Annotated in this window: 17 protein-coding genes; 6 read left to right on the top strand and 11 right to left on the bottom strand. The window is 64.1% G+C overall.

Annotation, left to right across the window (positions count from 1 at the left end; all coding sequences use genetic code 11):
- Nucleotide 1 precedes the first annotated feature (1 nt).
- Both CKW34_RS01305 and CKW34_RS01300 read right to left on the bottom strand, forming a co-directional pair.
- A complete protein-coding gene (locus CKW34_RS01305) occupies nt 2–490 on the bottom strand; it encodes a hypothetical protein (RefSeq protein WP_059382170.1) in 489 nt (162 codons plus the stop codon).
- Nucleotides 487–2,946 (bottom strand): molybdopterin oxidoreductase family protein, encoded by a 2,460-nt coding sequence (locus tag CKW34_RS01300; protein WP_059382169.1) that lies wholly within the window; start codon nt 2,944–2,946, stop codon nt 487–489. The genes CKW34_RS01305 and CKW34_RS01300 overlap by 4 nt, the downstream gene beginning before the upstream one ends.
- Before the next feature lie 153 nt (nt 2,947–3,099).
- Here CKW34_RS01300 and CKW34_RS01295 point away from each other — a divergent pair, with 153 nt between their 5' ends.
- On the top strand, nt 3,100–4,881 hold the full coding sequence (locus CKW34_RS01295) for an AMP-dependent synthetase/ligase (protein ID WP_059382168.1): 1,782 nt from the start codon (nt 3,100–3,102) through the stop codon (nt 4,879–4,881).
- Between the two features lie 4 nt (nt 4,882–4,885).
- On the opposite strand, the gene CKW34_RS01290 is transcribed toward CKW34_RS01295, so the two are convergent.
- From CKW34_RS01290 to CKW34_RS01280, 3 genes are all read right to left on the bottom strand, one after another.
- The gene (locus CKW34_RS01290) at nt 4,886–7,390 is read right to left on the bottom strand and encodes a response regulator (RefSeq protein ID WP_059382167.1); all 2,505 of its coding nucleotides are present in this window, start codon (nt 7,388–7,390) and stop codon (nt 4,886–4,888) included.
- 153 nt (nt 7,391–7,543) lie between these two features.
- The gene (locus CKW34_RS01285; RefSeq protein WP_095091999.1) at nt 7,544–8,845 is read right to left on the bottom strand and encodes a TerD family protein; all 1,302 of its coding nucleotides are present in this window, start codon (nt 8,843–8,845) and stop codon (nt 7,544–7,546) included.
- A gap of 37 nt (nt 8,846–8,882) precedes the next feature.
- Nucleotides 8,883–12,323, bottom strand: coding sequence for a DEAD/DEAH box helicase family protein (locus CKW34_RS01280; protein ID WP_059382165.1), 3,441 nt, complete (start codon nt 12,321–12,323; stop codon nt 8,883–8,885).
- A gap of 204 nt (nt 12,324–12,527) precedes the next feature.
- On the opposite strand from CKW34_RS01280, the gene CKW34_RS01275 reads away from it, so the two are divergent.
- The 3 genes from CKW34_RS01275 (at nt 12,528) to CKW34_RS01265 (ending at nt 15,584) form a co-directional block, all read left to right on the top strand.
- Nucleotides 12,528–13,823 carry a Fic family protein gene (locus CKW34_RS01275; protein ID WP_059382164.1) on the top strand — a complete coding sequence of 432 codons (1,296 nt, stop codon included), beginning with the start codon at nt 12,528–12,530 and terminating at the stop codon, nt 13,821–13,823.
- Nucleotides 13,824–13,941: 118 nt separating this feature from the next.
- A complete protein-coding gene (locus tag CKW34_RS01270) occupies nt 13,942–14,529 on the top strand; it encodes a hypothetical protein (protein ID WP_155418943.1) in 588 nt (195 codons plus the stop codon).
- 26 nt (nt 14,530–14,555) lie between these two features.
- The gene (locus tag CKW34_RS01265; RefSeq protein ID WP_059382162.1) at nt 14,556–15,584 is read left to right on the top strand and encodes an HNH endonuclease; all 1,029 of its coding nucleotides are present in this window, start codon (nt 14,556–14,558) and stop codon (nt 15,582–15,584) included.
- 20 nt (nt 15,585–15,604) lie between these two features.
- Here CKW34_RS01265 and CKW34_RS24880 read toward each other — a convergent pair whose 3' ends face one another.
- The 5 genes from CKW34_RS24880 to CKW34_RS01240 form a co-directional block, all read right to left on the bottom strand.
- Complete coding sequence (locus CKW34_RS24880) at nt 15,605–15,892, bottom strand: DUF4357 domain-containing protein (protein WP_370670848.1); 288 nt, start codon at nt 15,890–15,892, stop codon at nt 15,605–15,607.
- A gap of 165 nt (nt 15,893–16,057) precedes the next feature.
- Nucleotides 16,058–17,233, bottom strand: a complete 1,176-nt coding sequence (locus CKW34_RS01255; RefSeq protein ID WP_059382161.1) for an ATP-binding protein — start codon at nt 17,231–17,233, stop codon at nt 16,058–16,060.
- Between the two features lie 724 nt (nt 17,234–17,957).
- Entirely contained in the window at nt 17,958–18,551 is a 594-nt protein-coding gene (locus CKW34_RS01250) for a hypothetical protein (RefSeq protein ID WP_059382160.1), read from the bottom strand.
- A gap of 94 nt (nt 18,552–18,645) precedes the next feature.
- The gene (locus tag CKW34_RS01245) at nt 18,646–19,815 is read right to left on the bottom strand and encodes a restriction endonuclease subunit S (protein WP_155418942.1); all 1,170 of its coding nucleotides are present in this window, start codon (nt 19,813–19,815) and stop codon (nt 18,646–18,648) included.
- Nucleotides 19,812–21,359 (bottom strand): type I restriction-modification system subunit M, encoded by a 1,548-nt coding sequence (locus CKW34_RS01240; RefSeq protein ID WP_059382158.1) that lies wholly within the window; start codon nt 21,357–21,359, stop codon nt 19,812–19,814. The genes CKW34_RS01245 and CKW34_RS01240 overlap by 4 nt, the downstream gene beginning before the upstream one ends.
- Nucleotides 21,360–21,719: 360 nt before the next feature.
- Here CKW34_RS01240 and CKW34_RS01235 point away from each other — a divergent pair, with 360 nt between their 5' ends.
- Together CKW34_RS01235 and wzm are read left to right on the top strand one after the other, a co-directional pair.
- On the top strand, nt 21,720–22,151 hold the full coding sequence (locus CKW34_RS01235) for a DUF2628 domain-containing protein (protein WP_231921780.1): 432 nt from the start codon (nt 21,720–21,722) through the stop codon (nt 22,149–22,151).
- 130 nt (nt 22,152–22,281) lie between these two features.
- Nucleotides 22,282–23,130, top strand: a complete 849-nt coding sequence (gene wzm, locus CKW34_RS01230) for a galactan export ABC transporter permease subunit Wzm/RfbD (RefSeq protein WP_006553471.1) — start codon at nt 22,282–22,284, stop codon at nt 23,128–23,130.
- On the opposite strand, the gene CKW34_RS01225 is transcribed toward wzm, so the two are convergent.
- The gene (locus tag CKW34_RS01225) at nt 23,118–24,602 is read right to left on the bottom strand and encodes a glycosyltransferase family 39 protein (RefSeq protein WP_229582251.1); all 1,485 of its coding nucleotides are present in this window, start codon (nt 24,600–24,602) and stop codon (nt 23,118–23,120) included. The two genes, wzm and CKW34_RS01225, sit on opposite strands and share 13 nt — an antisense overlap.
- Between the last annotated feature and the right edge of the window lie 5 nt (nt 24,603–24,607).

Raw genomic sequence — 24,607 nt, 5'->3', positions numbered from 1 at the left:
CTCAGTCGGTGACCACCGTCTGCGCGGCGATCTCCTTGAGTTTCGCGTTCGCCCACCGCAGTTGACGCAGAGTCTGGGGATGGCAGCGTTCGGAGAGGGCGAGCAGTTCGCGGTCGCTCAGGGCCTGGGCCGTCTGGGCAAGGATCTCCCAGTCGAGCGAGACGCCCGCCGCCATGCGGTGCACGGTGCGCAGATCCCGCAGCAGCAGGACGCTGGGGGCGTGCCGGCGGCCGAGCATCTCGCTTCCCTTCCGCCGCACCTCCGCGAGCACCTCGTGGACGCCCTGGGGCTCGTCGTCGAGGTCGAGGTCGTAGTCGTGACCGACGCGGGCGAGTTCGCGCACGTGCTGCTGCGACCAGCCGGCGATGTCACGCGCCACGTGGAAGATCTCGTGGTCGACCTTGTGCCGGTCCGCCGTGCGCAGCAGTTCGGTCGCCAGGTCGTTCTCCGATCGGTGCAGTTCGCGGATCGCCAGGGACACCTTGTTCATCGCGGCCCTCCGCCGTCGAGCGTCTCGGTGATCTCGGCGTCCGGTCCACCCGAGGTGGCGGGCACGCTGCCGGAGACCGGTGCCGAGGCGGTGGTGGTCGGCGCCGCGGACGGCCCGTCGTCGGCGACGGCGACCCGTTCGACGCGCGCGGCGCCCGACTTGAACAGGGGTTGCTTCGACGCCGGATCCCAGTCGGTGAAGGTCAGTTCGTTGGCCGCGCGCCCCTCGAGCGCCGGTTCGTGACCGGCCGGGGTGTCCCAGTATCCGTAGTGGAACGGCAGGAACAGCACCCCGGTCCGGATCCCGCTGATCCGCAGCCGAGCGGTGACGTGCCCGCGCGGGGTGTCGACCCGCAGCAGGTCGCCCTCCGACCAGCCGTGCCGCTCGGCATCGCCCGCCGACATCTCCACCCACACCTCCGGTGCCGCGCGTTGCAGTTGCGGGGCACGACCGGTCTTCGTGCGGGTGTGGAAGTGGTAGAGCGTGCGGCCGGTGGTGAGCAGATACGGATACTCGTCGGAGACCGTCTCGTGCGGGGGAAGATACTCACCCGCCTTGATGATCGCCTTGCCGAAGGGGTTCAGCGCCCGGTACTCGGTGGGTTCGACCGGCGCTCCGGTGACCATGTCGCGTCCGTAGTTCTCGCAGTAGTCCGGTGCGGCCCAGAACTTTCCGCCCTCGTAGAGACGTTCGGTCCCGTCGGGGGCGTCGGCGTTGCACGGCCACTGGATTCCGCTTCCGCCACGGAGTTTCTCGTAGGTGATGCCCGTGTAGTCGCAGGGCCGCCCGGCCGTGCACTCCTTCCACGCCTCGAAGGCCTCCTCGGGCGTGGACCACTTCACGAGCGGTTCGCCGTCCTTGTCCCGCAGGTCGAGCCGGCGCGCGTAGTCGACGAAGATGTCGAGATCGGGCCTGGCCTGCCCGGGTGGTTCGACGGCCTTCTCCGACAGGTGCACGGTGCGGTCGGTGTTGGTGAACGTCCCGGTCTTCTCACCCCAGGTCGCAGCGGGCAGGACGACGTCGGCGAGTTGCGCGGTCTCCGACAGGAAGATGTCCTGCACCACGAGGAAAAGCCTGTCCTGGGTGAGGATCTCGCGCACACGCCGCAGTTCCGGTAGGGACACGGCCGGATTCGTCCCGCTCACGTAGAGGAAGCGGATCGAGCCGTCCTCGACGTACCGCATCATCTGCATCAGATGGGTGGGGGCGGTGTAGTGCGGGATCCGCATCGGATCGATGTTCCACACCCGGGCGAGGTCCTCGACGTGCGATTCGTTGGCCCAGTTGCGGAAGGCCGGTAGGTCGCCGTCGGCTCCGCATTCACGGGTGTTCTGCGCGGTGGGCTGCCCGTTCATCTGGAGGACTCCGCACCCGGGCCTGCCGAGCATGCCGCGCACGAGATGGATGTTGTTCACCTGCACGGCGGCCGCGGTGGCCTGATGGGACTGGTAGAAACCCTGCAGGACCGTCGAGAGCAGCCGCTCCGCCGTGCCGAGCAGTCGAGCGGCCTCCTGCAGATCCTCGATGGGGACGTCGCAGATCTCGGCGACCTTCTCGAGGGGATAGTCGTCGAGCTGGGTGCGCAGTTCGTCGAATCCGACGGTGTGCTCCTCGATGTACTTCTCGTCGATCCACCCGCGTCGCAGGATCTCGTGCAACAGCCCGTTCATGAGGACGACGTTGGTGCCCGGGCGCGGAGCGAGGTGCACCGTCGCGGCCCGCGCGACCGGCGTCCACCGCGGATCCACACAGATCACGGCCGGTGGATTCGGTCCGGCGAGCCGATCGAGGATCCGCGTCCATGTCACCGTCTGCGTCTCGGCCATGTTGTGTCCGTAGAGCGCGATGACGTCGGCATGGTCGATGTCGGTGTAGGAGCCGGGCTGCCCGTCACACCCGAAGGACTGCTTGAGTGCGGCTGCCGCCGTCGCCGTGCACAGCCTCGTGTTGCCGTCCATGTGGTTGGTGCCGATGCCACCGTGACCGATGAGCGCGAGGGTGTAGTACTCCTCCAGGAACAGCTGCCCGGTGGTGTAGAAGCCGACCGAACTGGGGCCGCGCTCGTCGAGCAACTCCTTTGTACGACCGGCGACGGCATCCATCGCGGTGTCCCAGTCGGTCTCGACGAGCTTGCCGTCGCGCCGGATCAACGGCGCGGTGAGCCGGTCCTCCGAGTGGTTCGCCTGCCAGCCGAACAGGTCCTTGGGGTCGAGCCGACCGTGGTTCACCCGATCCACGGCGCGTCCGCGCACCCCCACCATGCGCCCGTCCTTGACGGCGATGTCGAGGCCGTCGCCGTTGGAATGCAGGATGGTCGCCGACTGCACCCACCTGTCGACATCGTCCTCGGTCAGTCCGTCGGCGAGATAGGTGTCGACGCGGGTGGGCCAGCGTTGCCCGGGTCCGTAGGGTGTGCGCGAACCCCACGGATCCGCGATGCGATCCACGGTGGTCATGTCCCTGGCGGTACCCGGGGTGGGCAGTACCAAACACCCCGCGCGTCGTCGCAGGCAGCGGTCTCGATTCCGTCGCAACAATCCGGCAAATCCGACCACGGATGTACGCACTTCGTCCTACACTTTCGCCACACTCGACCTCGGGAGCCAGTGATGACCCCTCGTGCCGCCTCACCGTCGACCCTCTGCGAAGCCTTCCAGACCACCGCCGCGGCGTACCCCGACAAGGTCGCGCTGCGCACCCCCGACGACTCCGTCTCCTACACCTGGCGTCAGTACGCGCAGCGCGTCGAACGCCTCGCCGCCGGGCTGGCCGGCCTCGGCGTGAGCCGCGGGGACACCGTCGGTCTCATGCTCACCAACCGGCCCGAATTCCACCTTCTCGACACCGCCGCGATCCACCTCGGCGCGGTGCCGTTCTCGATCTACAACTCGTTGACCGCCGAACAGATCTCGTACGTGCTCGGCAACGCCGGCAACCGCGTGATGATCGCCGAGGAACAGTTCGTCCCCGTTCTGCGGCAGGCGCTCGGCGACACGAAGGTCGAGCACCTGGTGTGCATCGACGGCAAACCGGAAGGCACCATCTCCCTCGACGACCTCGAGGCCGCCGCCGATCCGTCCTTCGACTTCGAGGCCTCGTGGAAGGCCGTGCAACCGCCCGACCTGCTGACCCTCATCTACACCTCCGGCACCACCGGGCCGCCGAAGGGTGTCGAACTCACCCACGCCAACCTGCTCGCCGAACTCGAGGCGACGAGCTCGTATCTGCCCACCGGCCCGGACGACCGGATTCTGTCGTATCTGCCCGACGCGCACATCGCCAACCGCTGGGGCTCGCACTACTCGAGCCTGTACAGCGGCATGCAGATCACCACGCTCGACGACCTCAAGCAGGCCATCACCGTGCTGCCGAGCCTGCGGCCGACGCTCTTCGGCGCCGTCCCCCAGGTCTGGTACAAGCTCAAGGCCGCGATTGACAAGACCCTCGCCGAGGAATCGAGCCCGATCAAGAAGAAACTCGCGTTGTGGGCGATCGACGTCGGACGCAAGCGTGCCCGGCTGCAGTCCGACGGCAAACCGGTCCCCCGCACCCTCGAGGTGCAGCACGCGGTGGCCGACAGGCTGGTGCTGTCCGCGATCCGCGGCAAGCTCGGCCTCGATCAGGTCCGGGCCGCTGTCACCGGTGCCGCCGCGATCTCGCCGGAGGTCCTCGAGTTCGTTCTCGCCCTGGGCATTCCGTGCTCCGAGGTGTGGGGCATGTCGGAGACCTCGTGCGTGGTCACGATGAACCGGCCGGGCGCCATCCGCATCGGCACCGTCGGGCAGGCCGTGCCGTGTGCGCAGCTCAGGATCGCCGAGGACGGCGAACTGCTCGTCTCGGGTCCGCTGTTGATGAAGGGCTACCGCAACGACCCCGAGAAGACTTCGGATGCAATCGATTCCGACGGCTGGTTGCACACCGGCGACATCGGTGAGATCGACGCGGACGGATACGTGCGGTTGATCGACCGGAAGAAGGAGATCATCGTCAACGCGGCGGGGAAGAACATGTCACCCGCCAATATCGAAGGCGCCCTGCGTGCCGCTTGCCCGATGCTCGGTGGCGCCGTCGCCATCGGCAACGACCGACCCTACAACGTCGCGCTGCTCGCGCTCGATCCCGATGCCCTGGCCGTTTTCGCCGAACAACACGGTCTCAGCGGCACCCACGAGGAGCTCTCCCGGCATCCGGTGGTCCTCGAGTCGATCGCGAAATCGGTCGAGGAGGCGAACAGCAAGTTGTCGCGGGTCGAGCAGATCAAGAAGTACACGGTGCTGCCGACGATCTGGGAACCCTCCGGCGACGAGCTGACCCCGACCATGAAGCTCAAGCGCAAGCCCATCGACGCGAAGTACGCGGAGGAGATCGACAAGCTGTACGCCCAGGCCTGAACGCTCACGCCGAGGAATCGGCGATCGAGGCGGTGTAGTCGCCCACGATCTGCTCGGCGATCTCACGCACCTTGACATTGCGATGCTGGGAGAATCCGACGAGCTTGTCGAAGGCGGTCTCGGCGTCGCATCGGAAGGTGGCCATCATCAACCCCACGGCCTTGCTGAGGGTCGAGCGCGTCTCCAGAGCTTCTCTCAACTGGTCGGATTCGCGCTCGCTCGTGACGAGCAACTGCTCTCGCAGCCAGGACAGTTCGAGGTTCACGCGCACACGGGCGACCAGCTCGTCGGGGTGGAAGGGTTTGGTGATGTAGTCGTCGGCGCCGGTGCGCAGGCCACCGATCGCGGCCTCCGCACCGGCTCGAGCGGTCAGCAGGATCACCGGCAGCCGGGACGTCGCGGGATCCTTGCGGATCTCCTCGAGCAGCGCCACGCCGTCCCGGCCGGGAAGCATGATGTCGCTCAGGACGAGGTGCGGGGGCTGCGACCGGATGCGATCCAGCGCGGTATCGCCGTCCCCCACCGCGTCGACATCCCAGTTCTCGTGCCGCAGCAACCGCACCAGATAGTCCCGCATGTCGCGGTTGTCCTCGATCACCAGGATCCGCGGCCGGTCCGGGGCCTTCCCTTCCGGTGAGGCGGACTCGGTCACCGCCTCGCGAGAACGTCCGGGTGCCGGCTCCCAGCGGTCGGCCTCACCGAGGTACAGCGCGCTCAGATCCACCGGCACCCTGTCCGCCGCGCCCTTCGAGGCGGGCGTGAGGACGCGGGGAACACTCACGGTGAAGGTACTGCCGCGTCCCACTTCGCTGGTGACAGCCATCCTTCCGCCGAGGGCACGGACCCAGTCCGAGACGAGGGACAAACCCAATCCGATCCCTTCCCGGCTACGTCCACCGGCACTCTCCACCCGGTGGAATCGCTCGAAGACATGGTCGAGTTCGGCTTCCGGTATGCCCACGCCGGTATCGGTGACTCTCAGGACCAGCCGGTCGTCCTCGTCGACGTCCAGATCGACATCGATCGATCCGGTGTGCGTGTACTTGACGGCGTTCGAGAGCAGGTTGAGCACGATGTGCGACCACATCTGAGGATCGAGCTGCATGTGCTCGGCCGTCGCGTCGGCGATCCGGCTGTTCAAGGAGAGCCCGGCTCTGCGTGCCGCTTCGGTGAACAGATCGACGCATTCCGACGTGAGAGCCGCCGGATCGGCCGGTTGCACGGCTGCCCGCGTCGGATAGGCCTCCCCTCGTGTCACTTCGAGCAGTGAATCGACGAGGCGCCGCAGCCGGATCGCGGCGCGCCGGGCGGTCTCGAGCGACTGCCTCTGTTCCTCGGTCACGGCCGGCTCGCCGTCGAGCACGCTGTGCAGGGGCCCGAGGAGCAGGGTCAACGGCGTGCGGAATTCGTGACTGACGGTTTCGAGGAAACGGGTCTTGGCTGCATCCAGCGCCGCGAGCGCGTCGGCTCGCCGGCGTTCGGCATCCATGGCCGAGGCGTCGCTCAGCAGACCCGAGATCTTGGTGGTCACGAGCTCGAGGAAGGTGGCGTAGGCCGTGTCGAAGACCCGGTACGGACTCAGACCCACCGCGAGAATTCCGAGCGGGCTGTCGCGGCCGGAGATCCTCAGGGGTGAGAGCAGCACACTGTCGATCGGATGATCACGGAGCGCTCGCCGAGGATCGAGCAGATCCGGGCACGCCTCGGCGATCCCCGACACGACGATCGGTGCCGATGCGGCCGCCGCCTCCGACAACGCCGAATCCTCGTCCGGGCCGAGCGTGAAGGAGACGCCGGGTCGTGTGCCCACCGAGGCGATGCGGGTCCAGCGGGTGGACTCGGGCGCGTCGTCGAGTATCCGGCTGTCGAGGTAGATCGCCGCGACCGGAACGTCCCGGCGGCTCGGCACGAATGCCTCCACGGCACTGCGGCACGTGTCGACCACCGACGCACCGGAGTCGACGATCACGACCGTGCCCAGACGGCTCAGGGCCTCCAACCGCCGCTCGCCGAGCACCCGGGCGGTGATGTCCGTGGTGGCCACGAACACTCCGGCCACACCGCCGGACTCGTCGCGGATCGGACTGTAGGAGAAGGTCCAGTAAGTTTCCTCCACATAGCCGTGCCGCTGCATGAACAGCAGTTCGTTCTCGGCGAAGGTCGCGGTGCCGTCCATCGCGCGTTCGACGCGGGAACCGACTTCGTCCCACACTTCGTGCCAGCACTCGGGAGCCGGTTGCGCGACCGCCGCGGGATATTTGTCGCCGAGCATCGGCGTCATCGCGTCGTTGAAGATCTGCACCAGCTGGGGTCCCCACCACAACAGCATCGGTACCTCGGACGGGATCACCGTGCGCACCGCCATACGCAGCTCCGCGGGCCACGATTCGACCGGCCCCAGCGGGGTGGCCGACCAGTCGGTGGTGCGGAACCGCTCCCGGGCGTCCCCGGGGCCCGCGAACAACCGTTCCGACGACCATGTCGCTCCCGAATCAGCTGTCGCCGTCATCCCCGCGCACTCCTGTCTCAGGCACCTGGGCACACACGAGTGACATTCTTCCCTGAGATCGTGCGGACCGAGGCCGTTAGGAGGGACGTGCGACGAACGAATGCTCGCTCCCGAATTCGATCTTCCGCCGGAGTCACGGCGTCGATGGATCCGCTATTTCGGGCACATGCCGCTGTAGCGGTCCAAGCCGAGACCGTTGTTCCGCTTCTTGCTGCGCCCGGTCGGTCCGCCCTTCGGTGTGCGCACCCACGTGCTCGACGAATCCAGTCCCGGCATGCGTTCGCTTCCGAATCTGCTGTATCGGGTCTCACCGTCCACGGTCAGAACGCCGTCCTGCACATCGATGTGTGCGACCGTCGCCCAGTAGGAGTTCTTTCCGTTGCCGACGTACACCAGGATTTCGTCCGCATCCGGGCCGGGCAGACCGTCCCGGCCGGCACGGCCGTAACGGATCGCCACACGCGGCTTACCGAACTTGTCGATGGCGCCGGCTCCGTTGTCGACACTCTGATAGATGTTGACGAGAAGGTCACCGTTTTCGTTCGGCAGCACTCGAACCTGTTCGACGGCAGGTTTCTTCCCTCGGCCCGGACCTTGGCTGTCGCCGTAGTGGTGGATGTGCGGCCACGTGTCGAGGCTGCCACGATGCCCAGGGTCCCCGCTGATGACGACGTACTCGTTCGTGTCCTCGTTGCGACAGTAGAAGTAGACGTCGAGGTCGCCGGTACCGTACTTCTTCACCTTGCCGTTCCGGTCGTATGTCGCACCACGGCCGTCCCATTCGAGCCCCACGGTGAGAACCCAGTTCGGATCGCCCTGAGATTTACGCAGATCGATCCGGGCGGTCTGTGTGGGCGAATCCTTGGTGAGTGAAAGCTGCACCTTCTCGAACGAGATCGGACTCGTCGCGGGTGCAGCCTTCGGTGCCGGCGCCGGGGTGGGAGCGGCCACGTCCGAATCGTCGCCCGAATCGTCGACGACGATCCCGTGGTCGGTCGCGAACGCCGCGAGTCCTTCCTGATAGCCCTGGCCGACTGCATCGAGGCGCCATCCGTCGCCCCGCCTGTAGAGCGCGACGACTTGCAGAACTGTCTCGGTGGCCAGTCCTGGAGGGACGAACTCGAGCAGCTGGCTCGCTCCGCGCACCCGCGCCCTCACACCCGGAACGTCCCCGAAGCTTCGTCCTTGCGCTTCGGTACTTGCGGCGACGAGAACCCGCTGCACATTCGCCGGCACCTCCGACAGGTCGACGGTGACAGATACGTCGGAGGTGAGGTGGACGCCCGGCGCTTTCGGATTGTTGAAGAAGACGAAATCGTCGTCGTTGCGCACTCTCCCGTTGTCGGCGAGCAGGACCACCATCGCGTCGACCACGCCGTGTGTGGCGACGTCCAGTTCGATCTCGTACCGGACATCGGTGAGATCGGTCTTCGACCCTTTCGATACTGCAACCACGTACTGCCGCCCTCTCATTCGTCGGCCACCAAAGGCTTTATGCGGTCCGCACGTCCGCAGAATCGTTGACCGCGCGGATGGTCTGGACGAGACGCAGCGCCTGTTCGGGTTCGAAGACCTGGTCCGGTCCCTGCGGCGCGTAGTCGGTGAACGGCGGCTCGTACAGCAGACCCGGATCCATCGCACCGTGCTTCGTAAGGTGCGCGACGATCAGGTTGACGAAATCGATCTGGCTGGCCGTGGCCGTCCGGCCTTCCAGGAAATCGGCGAAGGCCTGTTGCACGGCCTGCTTGTCGAGCCCCACCAGCGACCGCACGAAGCGACCGAGGCCCTTCGCGTTCTCCACGGCACGCTCGAGGTCCTCCTTCTCCCCCGCACCGCTGCGGACGAGCAGTTCCTCGAGGGACGCCAGATCCGCTTCGGTGAGGGCCTTACCCGATCGCAGTTTCTGCAACGCCAGATTGTCGGGCTGGTAGCGGAGGTAGTCGCGCACCTTGGCGTTGAAACGATCGGTATCGGTCCCGGATCGCAACTCGGGCATATCGCGTTCCACAACCTCACCGAGGGTGTCCTGGAAGTCCGTGTAGACGATCGTGCGCTTCTTCTTCTCCAAGAGACCGACGAGCGACCGCAGTTCTTTGCGGGCGTGTTCGAGCATCGGCGGGGTGATGTCCTCCCACCATTCGTCGGAAGCCACTTCGCGGAGCAGCGTCTCCTTGGCGGCCACCTTGGGGATGGACAACTGCTCGAGCAGTCCGTCGGCGATCTCCCGGACGGGTGTCTCGTACTTCGGCAGAGCACCATCGCCGTAGAGCACCGAAAGTTGTCCTCGCAGGATGACGAGGTCGAACCGCTTGGCCATCTCGTCGCTGTCACGGACTGCAGTAGGCAGATCGGCCAGCGATTCGACGATCTCCGCCGCCTTCTGCTCGTTCAGCGAATCCCACGCGGTGCGATCCGAGTACTTCTCGACCTCGCGGCGCCGGGGCCGCACCAAGAAATTCTCGGTGTTCATGCCGAGGACCGTGCGGTGGAGCCGGTCGGCCGTCTCGGTCCGCAGGGCCGGATAGCCCGCGGACTTCTCGAGTGCGACGAGCATTTCCGTTCGTGCTTCGAACAGCCGCGCCGACAAAGGACGCGTCATGGCACCTTCGGAAGCGTCAGGGTACTGATCGAAGAACTCGAAGTTGCCGCACAGGTCGAAAATGAAGAAGTCTTCCTTGTCCTGGCCAGGTCCGTAGAGATCGGGGCGCAGACGTGTGCCACGGCCGACCATCTGCCAGAACTTCGACTTCGAGCGGACGGGTTTGAAGAAGACGAGGTTCACCACTTCGGGGACGTCGATGCCGGTGTCGAGCATGTCGACCGAGATGGCGATGTGGGGCTCTTGGTCGGGCTGCGAGAACTTGTCGATCAGGTCCTGGCCGTGGGAGACCACGTGGGTGATGACCCGCGCGAAGCTGCCTTTGTACTGCGGGTAGTTGTGGTCGAATCGGTCGGCGATGAACTGGGCGTGCTTCTGGTTCTTCGCGAAGATGATCGTCTTCCCGAGTCGGTCTCCACCAGAAACTTTGTGCCCGCGGGTCATCAGCACTTCGAGTGCCTTGTCGACGGTGTCGGTGTTGAACAGCCACTTGTTGACCGCTTCGGCGGCTACTGCGTCCGGCAGTTCGTCCTCGTCCGCGTCGTCACCCCAGTCGGTGGACTCCCACCGCTGGCGTTCTTCTTCGGACAGTTCACTGCGCTTGATCCCCTTCAAAGGAAACGCGAGCGGTACCGTCACGGCACGCGGCGGGACGAGATAGCCGTCGGCGATGGCATCGTCGAGTTCGTAGTTTCCTGTGGGAACGCCGGTTTCGAGGTTGAACAACTTGTAGGTGTTGTAGTCGACCTCGTCCTTGGGAGTGGCAGTGAGTCCGAGAAGAAGCGAGTCGAAGTACTCGAAGATGCGGCGGTACTTCTGGTACACCGAGCGGTGCGCCTCATCGATCACGACGAGGTCGAAATGCCCTGGGCCGAAGCGCCGCTTGCCATCCTCCATTTCGTTGATCAGGCCCATCATCGTGGGATAGGTCGCGACGTAGACGCGACCTTCGGTGTTCTTGTCGGTGAGCAGGTTGACGGGAGCCGAGTCGGGTAGGTGGGTTTTGAAAGCGTTCACGGCCTGCTTGACGAGAGCAACGCGGTCGGCGAGGAACAGCACCCGCTTGACCCAATTGGCGCGCATGAGCATGTCGGTGAGCGCGATGACCGTACGTGTCTTGCCCGAGCCGGTCGCCATGACGAGCAGCGCCGCACGCTCGCGGTCGTTCTCGAAGTGTTCGGTCACCTGCCGTAACGCCGCTTCCTGGTAGGGGCGGCCGGCGATGTGCTTGGGGATTTCGATGGACGCGAGCGGTTTACGGGTGCGACGGCGTTGCATCTCGAGCGCCAACTCGTCGCGCGTGTGAAAACCCTCGATCGGACGAGGGGCGTAGTGCAGGTCGTCCCAGATGTAGGTTTCGAACCCGTTGGTGTAGTAGATGATCGGGCGCTGGCCGTACTGCGCTTCGAGCCTGTCGGCATACAGCCTGGCCTGCTGCTGCCCCGCGACAGCGTCCATCGACGTGCGCTTGGCTTCCACGACAGCCAGGGGCAGGCCGTCCGCGCTCCACAGCACGTAGTCGACGAATCCGTTCTTGCCGTCGGGCATGCCGGTGACGGGCACTTCCTTGCCCACCCTGTCGTCCGACCATCCGGCCTCGGCCAAGAGCAGATCGATGATGTCGCGGCGGGTCTGCGCTTCGTCGTAGTCGTGGGTGTCGGGTACCGCACGGGCCGCCGCCTGCGCTGCGGCAACCTGCTGCTGAAGCTGCGCGACGAGCTCTTCGAGGTTCTTGGTGACGAGTTCTTTCGCCTCGATCTCGGCGTTGCGCCCTTCGAGCTGTTCGATGAGCAGGCGACGCTGCTCTTCGGCGTCCTCGAGCTGCTGGTCTTTCTCGGCGAGCTGGTCTTCGAGTTTCTTGAGTTGCGCCAGTGACTTCGCCACCACTGCCCCACCGCCGGGCTTGGGGAGTCGTGCCGGGTCGAACTGCGCGGTCGGGGCCGGTTTGCTGCTGGGCTGAGTGGCATAGGTGCGCGCGAGCCACGACAGGATGTGGAAGAGCTCGGCGAGTACTCGGCGACCGACATCCTGCGAAACCGGCTTAGCTTCGTGAACGGCCTTGTTGCCGTACTCCCGGATCAGATTCATCTTCGGAAGCACCTGCGGAGGAACGACCGTCTTGAAGACCGGGTCGTGCAGGCGAGCTGCGAGATCGCTCTTGTAGGGGACCTGGATCTCTTCGACTCGGTACAGCCACTTGACGACGAGTTCGACGGTGCGGCGTGCGTAGAAACAGGTGGTGCGAGGGTCGAACAGGGCGTCGCGCTCGGCCTTCTTCGCCTCGGCGTGCAGCTGTGGCCACTCGGCCTGAAGGAAGTCGAAGTTCCCCGCCATGCCCTCTGGTCCTCCTCGCGCTCGGGTCGTTCCTGTTCGACCCATCGTGCCTGTATCGGTGCCGAGCCGCAGGACGCTACACCGCAGGTCCGACAATGCTTGTGGAGCCTCGCCGCTCATCAACCTTCAACCCGCGCCCACGCTGTTAAACTTTGATGCATCAAACTTTGATGGTTCACGGCACGATGTAGGGATATCACCGTCATGGCCGACGTCCGAAGGCACTACTGGGAGCCCGACCTCACATCGGGCCTGGTGGCGCGCGATCGCCGCGGCGGTACCTACGAGACCTACCAGCCGGACCTCCTCGTCACCCGCGCGGTGGTGTTACCCCCGGAAGTAACCGCACGAGCCGCGGTCACAGAGCGAGAGATCCGCAGTCTCAGCACCGGGTCGGGCGCGGCCGGCTTGGCAGCTCTGTCTCGTTTGCTCCTGCGGTCCGAGGCGATCGCAAGTTCGATGATCGAAGGAATCGCACCGTCACCCCAGCAAGTGGCATTGGCCGAATTGGCCCAGAGCGAAGACGTGCGCGGATTCAGTGCACAAGCACGGCTCGTCGCAAACAACATCACGATCCTTCGCCGCGCCTCGAGCGAACTCGTCTCCACAGAGGCAGTGACAGTCGGCGACATCGAATCGCTCCACGCCGCACTCCTACCCGATGAACGGCATCACGGATTACGTCGAGTCCAGAACTGGATCGGCGGCTCGAACTGGCATCCACTGGATGCCGAGTTCGTTCCTCCGACTCCCGAACTGGTGCCAGGCCTCATGGAGGATCTCGTCGCGTACCTGAACGGCGGGCTTCACGGACCGTTGGTGCAGGCGGGTCTGATCCACGCCCAGTTCGAAACGATCCACCCGTTCACCGACGGCAACGGCCGGGTCGGACGCGCGTTGATCCACACCGTTCTCGCGCGGCGCGGACTTTCACCCGACGCCGTGCTCCCGATCAGTTTGGTGCTGGCCACCCTCAGCGAACGGTACGTCGACGGTCTCACCGCGTACCGATACCTCGGTGAAGCCATCGCGCCCGAGGCGATCGAGGGTATCTCCCTGTGGTTGAGCCTTTTCATCGAAGCCGCCCACATCGCGACCGAGCAGGCGCGAAGGTTGGCCGACGACGTGGCAGAGCTTCAATCGGCATGGTCCGAACGGTTGACCGCATTCCGGGCCAGTCGGGGATTGCGTCCCGAACCGCGTGCAGGTTCTGCGACCTCGCGACTTCTGGATCGTCTCCCTGAAGCCCCGGTTCTGACGGCGAGAACGGTGGAGAGAATTCTTGAAGTCTCGTTTCCGGCGGCACGGGGTTCTCTGGAGGAACTCGCCGAAGCCGGCATCCTCTCTCGTAAGAGCGTCGAGCGCGGTACCACCGGATACATTGCGCGGGAGATCCTCGACTTGGTGGGACTGGCCGAACGTCGACTCGCCAGCACCCGTTTCGACACGCGAATCTCGCCACCTCACGGTCGCGCGCCGGCGGCTCCCCGCGGGAAGTAGAGAGCCGTCACGAACTTGTCGGAGGGTTGTGTCAATCTGTCCGGCTCTCGTACAGGCGAGGGCACTCCGTACGAAACACCACGTATCCGCGGAGTAACGACGTTGACAGGAAATCGTCTTGTCCGAGTACATCCCTCCCTCTGCCGACCTTGCCGCAACGACGACGGTAAGTCCTCGGAAGCGCCGACGTTGGCCGGCCATTCTCGCTCTCGTCGCTGCACTACTCGTTGGCGGTGGAATCGGCTTCGTTGTGGGTTCCGATCCTCTCGACAGTCGTTCGGCTGCGCTGGACCAGCGCGAGCAGGACGCCGATCAGCGCGATGAGGAGATCGCACAACGCGAACGAGATTTCGCAGAAGCGAAGGAGGCCTCGAACGCGGCACTCGACAGTAGGCGGAAGACCCTCGACGAGAAGGGCGCCGATCTCTCACGACGCGAGCAGGAATTGTTGCCGAAGGAGCGCGAGGCAGCAAAGAACGTCATCAACGGCGACGGTATCTTCCTGGTGGGCGTCGACATCAATCCCGGCACCTACCGGAACAGCGGCGGTTCACGCTGCTACTGGCAGCGTTCGAGCGGCACCAGCGGTGAATTCGGTGAGATTCTCGCGAACGGTAACGAGAGCGGACCTGCGGTTGTGACGATCCAGCCCAGCGATGTTGCCTTCACCAGCAAGCGTTGCGGCACATGGTCTCTGGTGAACTGAACTCGACGGAGAGGATCTGAATCCTGATGGCCAGCAGAACCACCCGTCCACGGGACTCGGCGATCAAGAGGCTCTATGCCCTGTCGATGAATCGCTGCGCGTTTCCCGGATGCACTACTCAGATCGTCGAGACCACTACTGGGACGGTCGTCTCCGAGGTATGTCACATCAATGCTCACAGCGTCGGCGGACCTCGGTACGACGCGGGTCAAACCGATGAAGAACGTCAGGGGTTCGACAACCTGATCATCATGTGCAAGGTGCATCATGCGGTCATCGACGATGAGAACAATCTCGATAGGTTCACCGCCGAGTACCTACACAACCTGAAGCGTGAACACGAAACAGCAGCCCGGCAGGCCCCCCGACCGCCTGAGCCCGAAGGTCTCCTGGCCGCACTTCAGCTCTCGGCCACCTTGTACGAATCCGGCTCCACGCACATGGATTTCCGCAACGCGATCTTCAAGGTCGGCGGTGAGGGCGGGTACGCCGGGGGTGGTGGAGGCAACGGCGGAGTACTGACCATTGTGGGAGTTTCCAGGCTCCCAGAGGGTGTCGAGGTCGATCTCGATGGCGGATACGGTCAGTGGCCCGGTGGGGCAGGCGGCGGAGGAGGGGTCCTTCGGTTCCAAGGTCGGCCCGTCAGCATCGACGACATTACTTCCGGTCTAGCAGTCCGAGCGTTCTTTACGGCAGATGCCGCCCGTGTTGCCGAAGGTCTCTTGTTCACTCACGGCTCCAGCCCTTCATACTTCGCCGTGGATCACCTTCCAGCCACAATCGTTACCGCATGGATCGCCGTGGTGGATTTCGGTTCCATTGCTGCGAACACCCTGCTCCAGTTGCGCGTCGAGGCCGACTCCGAGGAAGGTGACACTGAGGCCGATGGCACTCTCGACGCCGAGGTTCCCGATTGGGACGACGCGATTGTCAGGCGGTCTCTGGTGGGGCGAGTGTCCTTGACCGTCAGCCGGCCTGGGATCGTAAATCTGCGGCTGACCTCCGGAGAGGTTTGCTTGGCGGAGTTCCCGATCGAAGTGCGGCGTCGATCCTGACCATCCGTTCGGCGTGCCTGCTACTTCCGCTTCATCTCTTTACGAGCCTTGGCACGCAGAGCATCAAGGTTTCGTCCATCCGCAAGACGCCATGCAAGCCAGCCGTTGTTAGAGGTTCCAGCCGCAGCATTGGCAGCACCGGTTGGCGAGTGGTAGCGAGTGTTCTGGAACCTCAATGTTCCGTCTGACTCCACAATTGCCTTGTGTGTCAATCCTTTTCGTGGCTGCGGAAATCGGAGTACCTGGCTCGGCTTCAATAGCCCGAGGCGGAGGAGAAGTTGCATGTCTTCTGCGGGTTTCCGTCCCACAGATGAACTTGGACGGTGCAACCTTGCGCACTGGTTCGCATGGCTCCCTGCCCTAGCTGCACATCGGCTGACGAGATGAACCTCTGGCCGAGCTGCATAGCGGTACACGAATTGTACGATGCATCCACCGCTCGGGCGAGGTACCGAAGTTCGAAGGTACTACGGTCAATCTTGGCGAAGGATGAAGTCGTGAAATCCCGGGACGGTAAAAGCCAGTACTCCTCGTTCCGGAGCGTAGACAAGGCCCTTCTTGATCAGTTCGTCCCGCGGCACCGACAGAGCTGATGCGCTCGATTTACCCATTGCCGAGGCAAGCTGACGAACTGCGATTCCCTCGCCTCCCCCTTCCTGCGCCAGCGCACGCAACAACTCCTTCTGTGCGGGAGTCGCTCGATCCCAACGTGATTGATACAGGCCGGCATTCACCTCACGTCTGGCGTCGTCGGTACCGTACTCGGCATCCTCAACCGTGAATACCGGTCCTCGCGCGTTGTTCCATACAGCCTTTCCCACTTCCTGCAGGAAGTATGGGTAGCCGGTAGCGGCATCGAGCGCGATCCGGAGAGCGTCTTCATCCCAGGAGACGTCCCGTTCGATGACGGGCTGAACCAGGGCAGCTCGTGCATCCTGGTCCCCGAGGACGGACAGCGTGCGGAACTGGTAGAGCCGTTCGGCGTAGCTGTTCGCCGATGCCAACTGGGAGGGCAGGGACGGCAGGCCTGCACCGACCAAGAAGACGGGCAGCACCGGCGATGTCTGGTTGATCTGGTGCACGGCGGTACTCAATGCCGCCATCTCGGAACTCTCGGCTTCCTGCAGCTCGTCGACGAGGATCAGGACACCGATGCCGATAGATCGTGCTGCGTCGCCGAGTTCGACGAGCAGGTCGGTCAGGTCTGTCGAGAGGCGCCCGGAGGCTGCATAGCCCGCAGCGGGTTCGAGCTCCGCCTCGGACGCGAATACACCCAGATTCATCGACAGAGTGAACGACTTGAACACACGCAGCGCGTTGTGCAGCTTTCCCTCCCTATCCTGCCGTCTCGCAGTCCGCAAGCTGCTGAACAGAGCGGTAGCCAACTCTTCGGCGAAAGAATGCTCACGTCGGACCTCGAACTTGGCAACGATCCATCCCTCGTTGAGAGCGATCCGCTGGAGCTCGCCAAGGAGCACGGTCTTGCCGACACCACGGAGACCCGTGACGATCCAGCTTCGATCTCCCTCGCCCAGCTCTGCGATCTTCCGCCGAACCACGTCGAAGTCGGCGAAAAGAGAGTCTCTACCTGCGAGAATCGGAGGACGGAGACCCGCGCCGGGCTTGAACGGATTGAGCACCGGGTCCATGTATCAGAATTTATCAGTCTTTATAAGGACTGACCATATAAAAGTTGATAACACCCTCGGGACGAACGCGTGTTCGAGTTGACCTTGGATATAGCCCCGTGCGATCATCCCTCCACCGGCCTGAATACAGGTCGACCCCGGAAGGTGCGGGAACACCACTCCGGGGTCTGGGCACACGACAGAACAGGACCTGTCATGCACCGTAGGGTGGATTCTATCCACACGCCCATCAGAGGCGTGCACCAGCAATCGGCCGTCTCCGGCCGCTCCTTCACCTGGCCACCAGGTTCCTCTCCGACGCTCTGACTGTTTCGCCCTTCGACCACCGTGGTCGGAGGGCTCGAGTCGTTTCTTGCGCCTCGATGTGCACGAGGGCCGTTCCGGTAACCGAGGCACATCGGCGCATTCGTCGCTCGTCTCCCACAGTCCGACGTCAGCGCTCGACGCTGCGAATTTCGGGTGACATTCCCCGGGTTCGAAACCGACTGGGCACCAGTATCCTTCGTCTCCGCAGCTGGTGGTGGAGCACCCGATCGTGAGGGTCGACACGAACGACCGGGTCCAGTACAAGCCGCACGTCCTCTGCGACGTGGGGCCAGAAGTGCTGGCCGAGACGGTCTATCGGGGTATGGCGACCGGGCAGCGTTGGGGAAGGGGCCGAAGACTCAGGGACCCGTAGGGTCTCCGATCGGTGGGCGCAGCCGCCCGAAGGGCGCCCGCTTCTTTATCTCTTCTCGGCTTCAGCGTTACGTTCGATCTCCTCGAGCACGGCAGCAGCGAACCACCGGTTGTGGTACTGCTCGTACGGACCCCTTCCCTTCGTCACCAGCTTTTCGGCCAGCCGACGGATCGGGAGTCCATTGCCGATGAGCGCGTCGAGTTCATCGGTAGCAGCTTCATCTGCGAGATCGGCAACCAATCTGATCGCGTCCCCGTCGGCCGATGCGAGTCGGCTCGGTACAAACTCGACCGCCGTCGCGGATAGCGCCAGCGCCTCGATCGACGCGCCGGCTTCCTCTTCGAGCGCCGAGCGAGACACGTACAGCGACATGAAACCTGCTGTGAGATCGTCGCCCACAGCATCGGCCCGCTCGACAAACAGCACATCCATCGGGCCGATGTTGAGAGTGAACAGTCGCGAGCCACGGTTCGTGGACGGCAAGCAACTGAGTGTCCACCGCTCGACCTCTTCGGAGGCCGGATCAGAGAATGCGGATTCGAGGTAGGCGGCGACGAGACCGATGGACCCCGTGAACACATCTTCGTCTCGTTCGAGCCTGCGGAAGTTCTCTTCCGAGGCTGCCGGGTTCAAAGCCATTGTTTTCCTTGCTATTCGAAGTAGCCGTGGTCGACCGTGACGACGGTGAACGTACCTACGGCGCTAGTCGCTGGTGTTGTTACTACAGTCCAGATCACAACTCCCCCCGGAAAGCACGGGATTGAAGCGACGAAAGTACCGCCTCGAACGAGCGGGCCTGGGATGATGCCAACGATGCCTGAGACCTTACTGCTGCGACCACACGTTCAAACCGCACGACGTCTTCCGGCTTGGGCGCAGCGATCTCGAAAGCAAGCACCTTCGCCTGAGAAATATTCCGCACTCCACTCGCTCCACTCGCCGAGTTTCTTACAAAGCGCCGGAAGTACGGGTGCCTGAAGAGCTCGATAACAAAGTTCTTGCCAAGGTTGCCCGTATCGATTTTCCATATTTTGTCAGGAAGGAAGGTGTCAGGCAGGGGATCGATTGCCTCTGTTGCAATGCAGATGAGATCTACGGTTCCACTGGCACGCGTTGCGAGGAGGTCGCCCGCGTGAACCCGATGAGACTCGGGCGGTTGGTAACTCGCTGGCATCGGCTTCAACTCGTCCGAGTTGAAAGTCCCACGTGAAATCGCGTTTACCTTCAATACCCTGTTCGTTATATGCTGCTCACCCGCACCGGCCACCACGTTTAGTCCGCTGGTGAACGCTACGCCAAGATCACGAAGCTTCACAGATTCAGTCGAGGCTTCCGCGAAGACTCCACCGAACATGTCGATGAAGATCGACTGGGTCAGTTCGTCGAGGCGGGCGATCGCTTCGCGGCGCTTGGCGCGGAGGGTATCGGCGTGGTCGAGAATTGAAGCGATTCGGCGCTGTTCCTCCAATTTCGGAGGTGTCGGGATTTCAAGCTCCAAAAAGTCTTTCACCGATGTCCGCCTACGCCGAGGCACCGAACCAAATGCAATCCCGTCAAATCTCTGGATCATTTCTGCTGTTAACAACAGACGGTAGATGAACTTCGGGTCGAAACCTTCTCGCACACGGAACGTCGGATAGAGCGGCGAAATTATGCCGGGGTCAGGAGACTGATTCTGTGCAATCGCGCCGGCCCACAGGAGGTATGGGTTGAAGGCTATGTCAGACGGGCGAACCACCTTATACTTACTCGTATCCTCCGTGGCCAATCGCTTGTTGAAGCGATCACGCTGTCGCACGAATCCGTTGCGCTCAGTCAACGTCAGCACTTCGACCGTTGCGCCGGGTTTTGGTCGTTCAGCGAACTCAACCAAAACGTCCGCGAGGCGCACCACGCTCTTCACTCCGCACCGCCCGTCAGCATCTCTCGCAGCTGCGCCATGCCGTTGACGATTTCCTTCTCGAGCCGGTCCAGCTCGTCCAGGATCTCTTCGGGTGCACGGTGTTCCACTTCTTCGTGGATGATTTCCTTGTAGCGATTCAGCGACAGGTCGTAGTCCTGCGCCGCGATGTCTTCCTTCGGCACGCAGAACGACTGTTCCGTGCGCGGACGTTCCAGCTCGCCGTCGTTGCGATCGAACCAGCGCTTCAACACGTCCGGCAGGTTGTTCTTCGGGTGGTCTTCGCCGGACAGCTCGCCCGCGAGAACACCAAGCTTGCTCTCGTCGAGCAGCGGAGTGCGCTTGTCGTCCAACGAATAACCGTCGGACTGCACGTCGTAGAACCACACGTTGTCGGTGCCACCCGAATCCGTCTTCGTGAAGAACAGGATTGCCGTCGACACACCGGCGTACGGCTTGAAGACACCCGACGGCAACTTCACCACAGCGTCGAGCTTGTGATCCTCGACGAGGATCTTCCGCAACGTCTTGTGCGCCTTCGACGAACCGAACAGAACGCCATCGGGCACGATCACTGCCGCACGACCGCCCGGCTGCAGAAGGCGCAAGAACAGCGCCATGAACAACAGTTCCGTCTTCTTCGTCTTGACGATCTGCTGCAGATCCTTCGCGGTGCTCTCGTAATCGAGGTTCCCGGCAAACGGCGGATTCGCGAGGATCAGCGAATACGCGCCCGCATCATCGGTATTGGCCTCAGCCAGCGAATCCCGGTAACGAACGTCGGGCTGTTCGATACCGTGCAGCAGCATGTTCATCGAACCGATGCGCAACATCGTGTTGTCGAAGTCGAAACCATGGAACATGTCGTGATGGAACTGCTCGCGACCCGCACCCGAGTTGATCTCGTCCGCATGGTTCTCACGCATGTACTCCGACGCAGCCACGAGAAAGCCGCACGTGCCCGAGGCGGGATCGACGATACGGTCCCCCGGCTTGGGCTGCGTCATCTCCACCATCAACTGGATGATGTGGCGCGGCGTGCGGAACTGGCCGTTCTGGCCCGCGCTGGCGATCTTGGCGAGCAGGTACTCGTAGATATCGCCCTTGGTGTCGCGGTTCTCCATCGGCACCTTGTCGAGCCGGTCCACCACGCGCACCAGCATTGCGGCGTTGGGGATCGTGAGACGCGCATCCTTCATGAAGTGCGCGTACGTCGACTCCTCACCACGCATGTTCTTGATGAACGGAAAGACACGCTCACCGACCGTGTAGAACATGTCGTCGGCCTGCATGTTCTTGAACACCGACCAGCGCAGGTCGTTGTAGTCGCGACCGTCCTCGTCGGTGCCGATCGGGAACGGATTGCCTTCCGGGTCACGTCCGAGCATGTTGGCCTTGTTGAGGGCGCGGGTCTGCTCGTCGTCCAGACGCCGGATGAACAGCAGATAGGTGATCTGTTCCATCACCTCGAGCGGGTTCGAGATGCCACCTGTCCAGAACGCGTCCCAGACCGCGTCGACCTTGCTCTTGACGTCACCAGTAATCACTCGGCGCTACCACCTTGTCCTGCTCGAAGGAGACCAACAGAACTGTATAGACGAGATAGCCGACATGTCCCGACCGGTCACCATCGCAACAAGTACGCGATCACCCTCGGCGCGCTCGTCGCCGGTGCGTGGCTCGGCGAGACGCAGCAGGTGCAGATGCAACCGACGTCGGAACTGTACGAGAGGTTGGGTGACTCCGGTCGTAGGGACGACGGCGACTGACGAGGAGCCGATCGAGTCCGACGTTGATGGTGACGAAGCGCCGGGAACTCGACAACGTCGTCGGTATCGACTGCACCCGATCGTGTTTCCCGTGTGACAGGTGTGCATACTGTTGCCGGTCGTTCAGGGGGAGCGACCATGACGATCGGGGGGATCATGACCGACCTCAGCATGCCCGCAGCCGGCTCCGACAGGTTCGAGGGCCTGAGCGAGACGTGGCGGTTCCGCTTCGAATTCTTCGCCGCATACGGCGTCCCGGGATCGCTGAAGACGTCTCCCGAATACACCGCCGCCTTCCGCGCCCTGCCGATGCGGCAGCGCATGAAGCTGAACATGAATCTGCTCGGGTTCCTGTTCGGCATCTTCTACCTGCTGCATCTGCGGTTGTGGAAGAAGGCACTGGTGGTGTTCGGCGTCGGCCTCGTGCTGGGTCTCCTCGCCGTCGCGCTGGCGCTGCCCTCGACCGTCGACACCACTCTCACACTCGGCCTGTGGCTCTACGTCGCGAGTCGCGTGAACGTCTACCACTACGAGAACCGGATGCTCGGCCGTCAGACGTGGGGCCTGTAGGCCCGGGCTCGGGCGCGCACTTCTCGTCGTGAATACCGCGCAAGATCGACAGGACCTGCACACGCACGGCGGTCCCGCTCACCCCGCGCCCCGGCAGGTCACATTTGCGTCGCGGGTAGGCTCGGGACCCGTGTCTGATGCCCTCACCGTCGACGACGAACCCATCGAGTCGTCCTCACGCTCGTTCCGGCGCGCGTTCCAGGATCTGCGCGAAGGCTTCAACCACCGCGAACTGTGGTTGCTGCTCGGCTGGCAGGACATCAAGCAGCGCTACCGCCGGTCGGTGCTCGGCCCGTTCTGGATCACGATCGCCACGGGTGTGTCGGCGATCGCGATGGGTGTGCTCTACGGCACGCTGTTCAACCTCGACGTCCCGGAGTTCCTACCGTACGTCGCGCTCGGCTTCATCATCTGGAACCTGATCCAGGGGTCGATCCTCGAGGGCGCGGACGTGTTCATGTCCAACGAGGGCCTGATCAAACAGTTGCCGACGCCGTTGAGTGTGCACGTCTACCGGCTGGTGTGGCGGCAGATGATCCTGTTCGCGCACAACATCGTCATCTACATCGGCATCTTCATCTTCTTCCCACGTCAGCTGTACTGGACGGCCTTCCTCGCCATCCCGGCGCTGGCGTTGATCGCGATCAACGCGGTGTGGGTGTCGCTGGTGTTCGGCATCCTCGCCACGCGCTACCGCGACATCGCGCCGCTGCTCGGCAGCATCGTCCAGCTGCTGTTCTTCATGACGCCGATCATCTGGACGGAGAAGACGCTCGAGGGCACCGGCAACGAGGGTCGGGCGCGGATCGCCGAGATCAACCCGCTCTACCACTTCCTCGACATCGTGCGGACCCCGCTGCTCGGCGGCGACCAGCAGCTCTACCACTGGGTCATCGTCCTGATCATCACCGTCGTCGGCTGGGGTATCGCCCTGCTCGCGCTGCGCAACTACCGCTCGCGCGTCGCCTACTGGGTCTGAGTCGGTTCGAGCCGGACGAGCTGTGAACGGTGGATCGGCTCCCTGTCGGTGATCCGGAAACCGACGGCCTCGAGCTCCCGGTAGGTGTCGGTCTCGGTGAACCGGTGGGGTTCGAACCGCCACCACACGTTGTTCGGGTGCCACACCCGGAAGCCGGTCTCGCGCTCGCCGTCGGCGATCACCCACAGCACCTCGCATCGGGTCGCCGCGCGTCGGGCGAGTTCCGGTGGCGGGGCGTCGGTCGACCACAGGTTCACGCGGTCGACGGCGTCGTACCCGAGCCCCACGTCGTCGAGCCCTTCCACCGCGTCGGGCCGGGCGTCGACGACGGCGCGCAGTGACGTCGGTGCCCACGAGACGCGCGGTTCGAAGGCGACACAGTCGCCGGGTTCGGAGCGTTCGACGAGCCGGTCGGCGATCACGCTGTAGTCCATGCCGCCAGGCTTGCCGAACGGCTGTCGCTGCTGCACGTAGGCCGGCGCGACGCTGACGGCGACCGCGGTCAGCACGATCAGCATCGACCACCAGCGGGTCGCGACACGGGTGGCGGCCCAGCCCACCAACAGCACCATTGCGGGAACCGTGAACGACAGATAGCGCTCGAGGTACATGTTGTCCTCGAGCAGCGAGTAGCCGAGCAGCAGCACCATCGGCACGGCGAAGCCCGGTACCGCGAGCCAGAGCAGGGTGCGCTCCCCCGGCTCCACACCACGACGGACCGCGACGATCACCCCGGCGACGGTGATCGCGGCGAACAACGCGGCCGTCCACGGGGCCTGCGGGAACCACTGGTCGAGGGCGATCGTGCGGACGATCATCGAGTCGAGCGGGGGGATCCACGCGACCTGCTTGGCCTGCGAGTAGGCAAGCAGGACGAACGGCGTCGACAAGGCCGCGCCAACCCCTGCGGACAGCAGGAACGCGCCGCGCCCACGACCACGGACCAGCACGGTGAGGAGATGCGCGACGACCACCGTCGCGGAGTACACGAACATCACCGTCGCGACCGGCAGGACGACGGCGTACAGGCCCCACCAGCGTCTACGGTCGGTCGTGGACCCGAGCGCGACCAGCAGCGACAACACCGCGACCAGCGCCGCGGCGAAGGCATAGGACCGCGCTTCGGTTGCTGCCCAGGTCACCCGCGGGGACAGCGCGAACAGCACCCCGGCGGCGATCCCCACGCGACGACCCGCCAGCACCTGGCCGGTCGCGGTGACGGCTGCGGCACCCGCCCCGAGCGCGAGCACACCGGGCAGGCGGGCGGTGAACTCGTCGACGCCCACGAGGGAGAACCAGTAGTGCAGCAGGAGGTTGTGCAGGCCGTGGACGGCGTCGATCCGGGTGTGGACGCGGAGCATCCCCTCGACGGACCGGTCGGCACTCGAGATGGTCGCGGCCTCGTCCCACCACAGCGAGGGCACCCACGAGAACGCCCCTGCGACGAGCACGGTCGCAACCCCGATGAGCACGGGAA

This window comes from Rhodococcus rhodochrous (assembly GCF_900187265.1).
Classification (GTDB): domain Bacteria; phylum Actinomycetota; class Actinomycetes; order Mycobacteriales; family Mycobacteriaceae; genus Rhodococcus; species Rhodococcus rhodochrous.
Note: the sequence above shows the minus strand (reverse complement) of the source record. Positions and strands in the feature narration are given on the sequence as shown.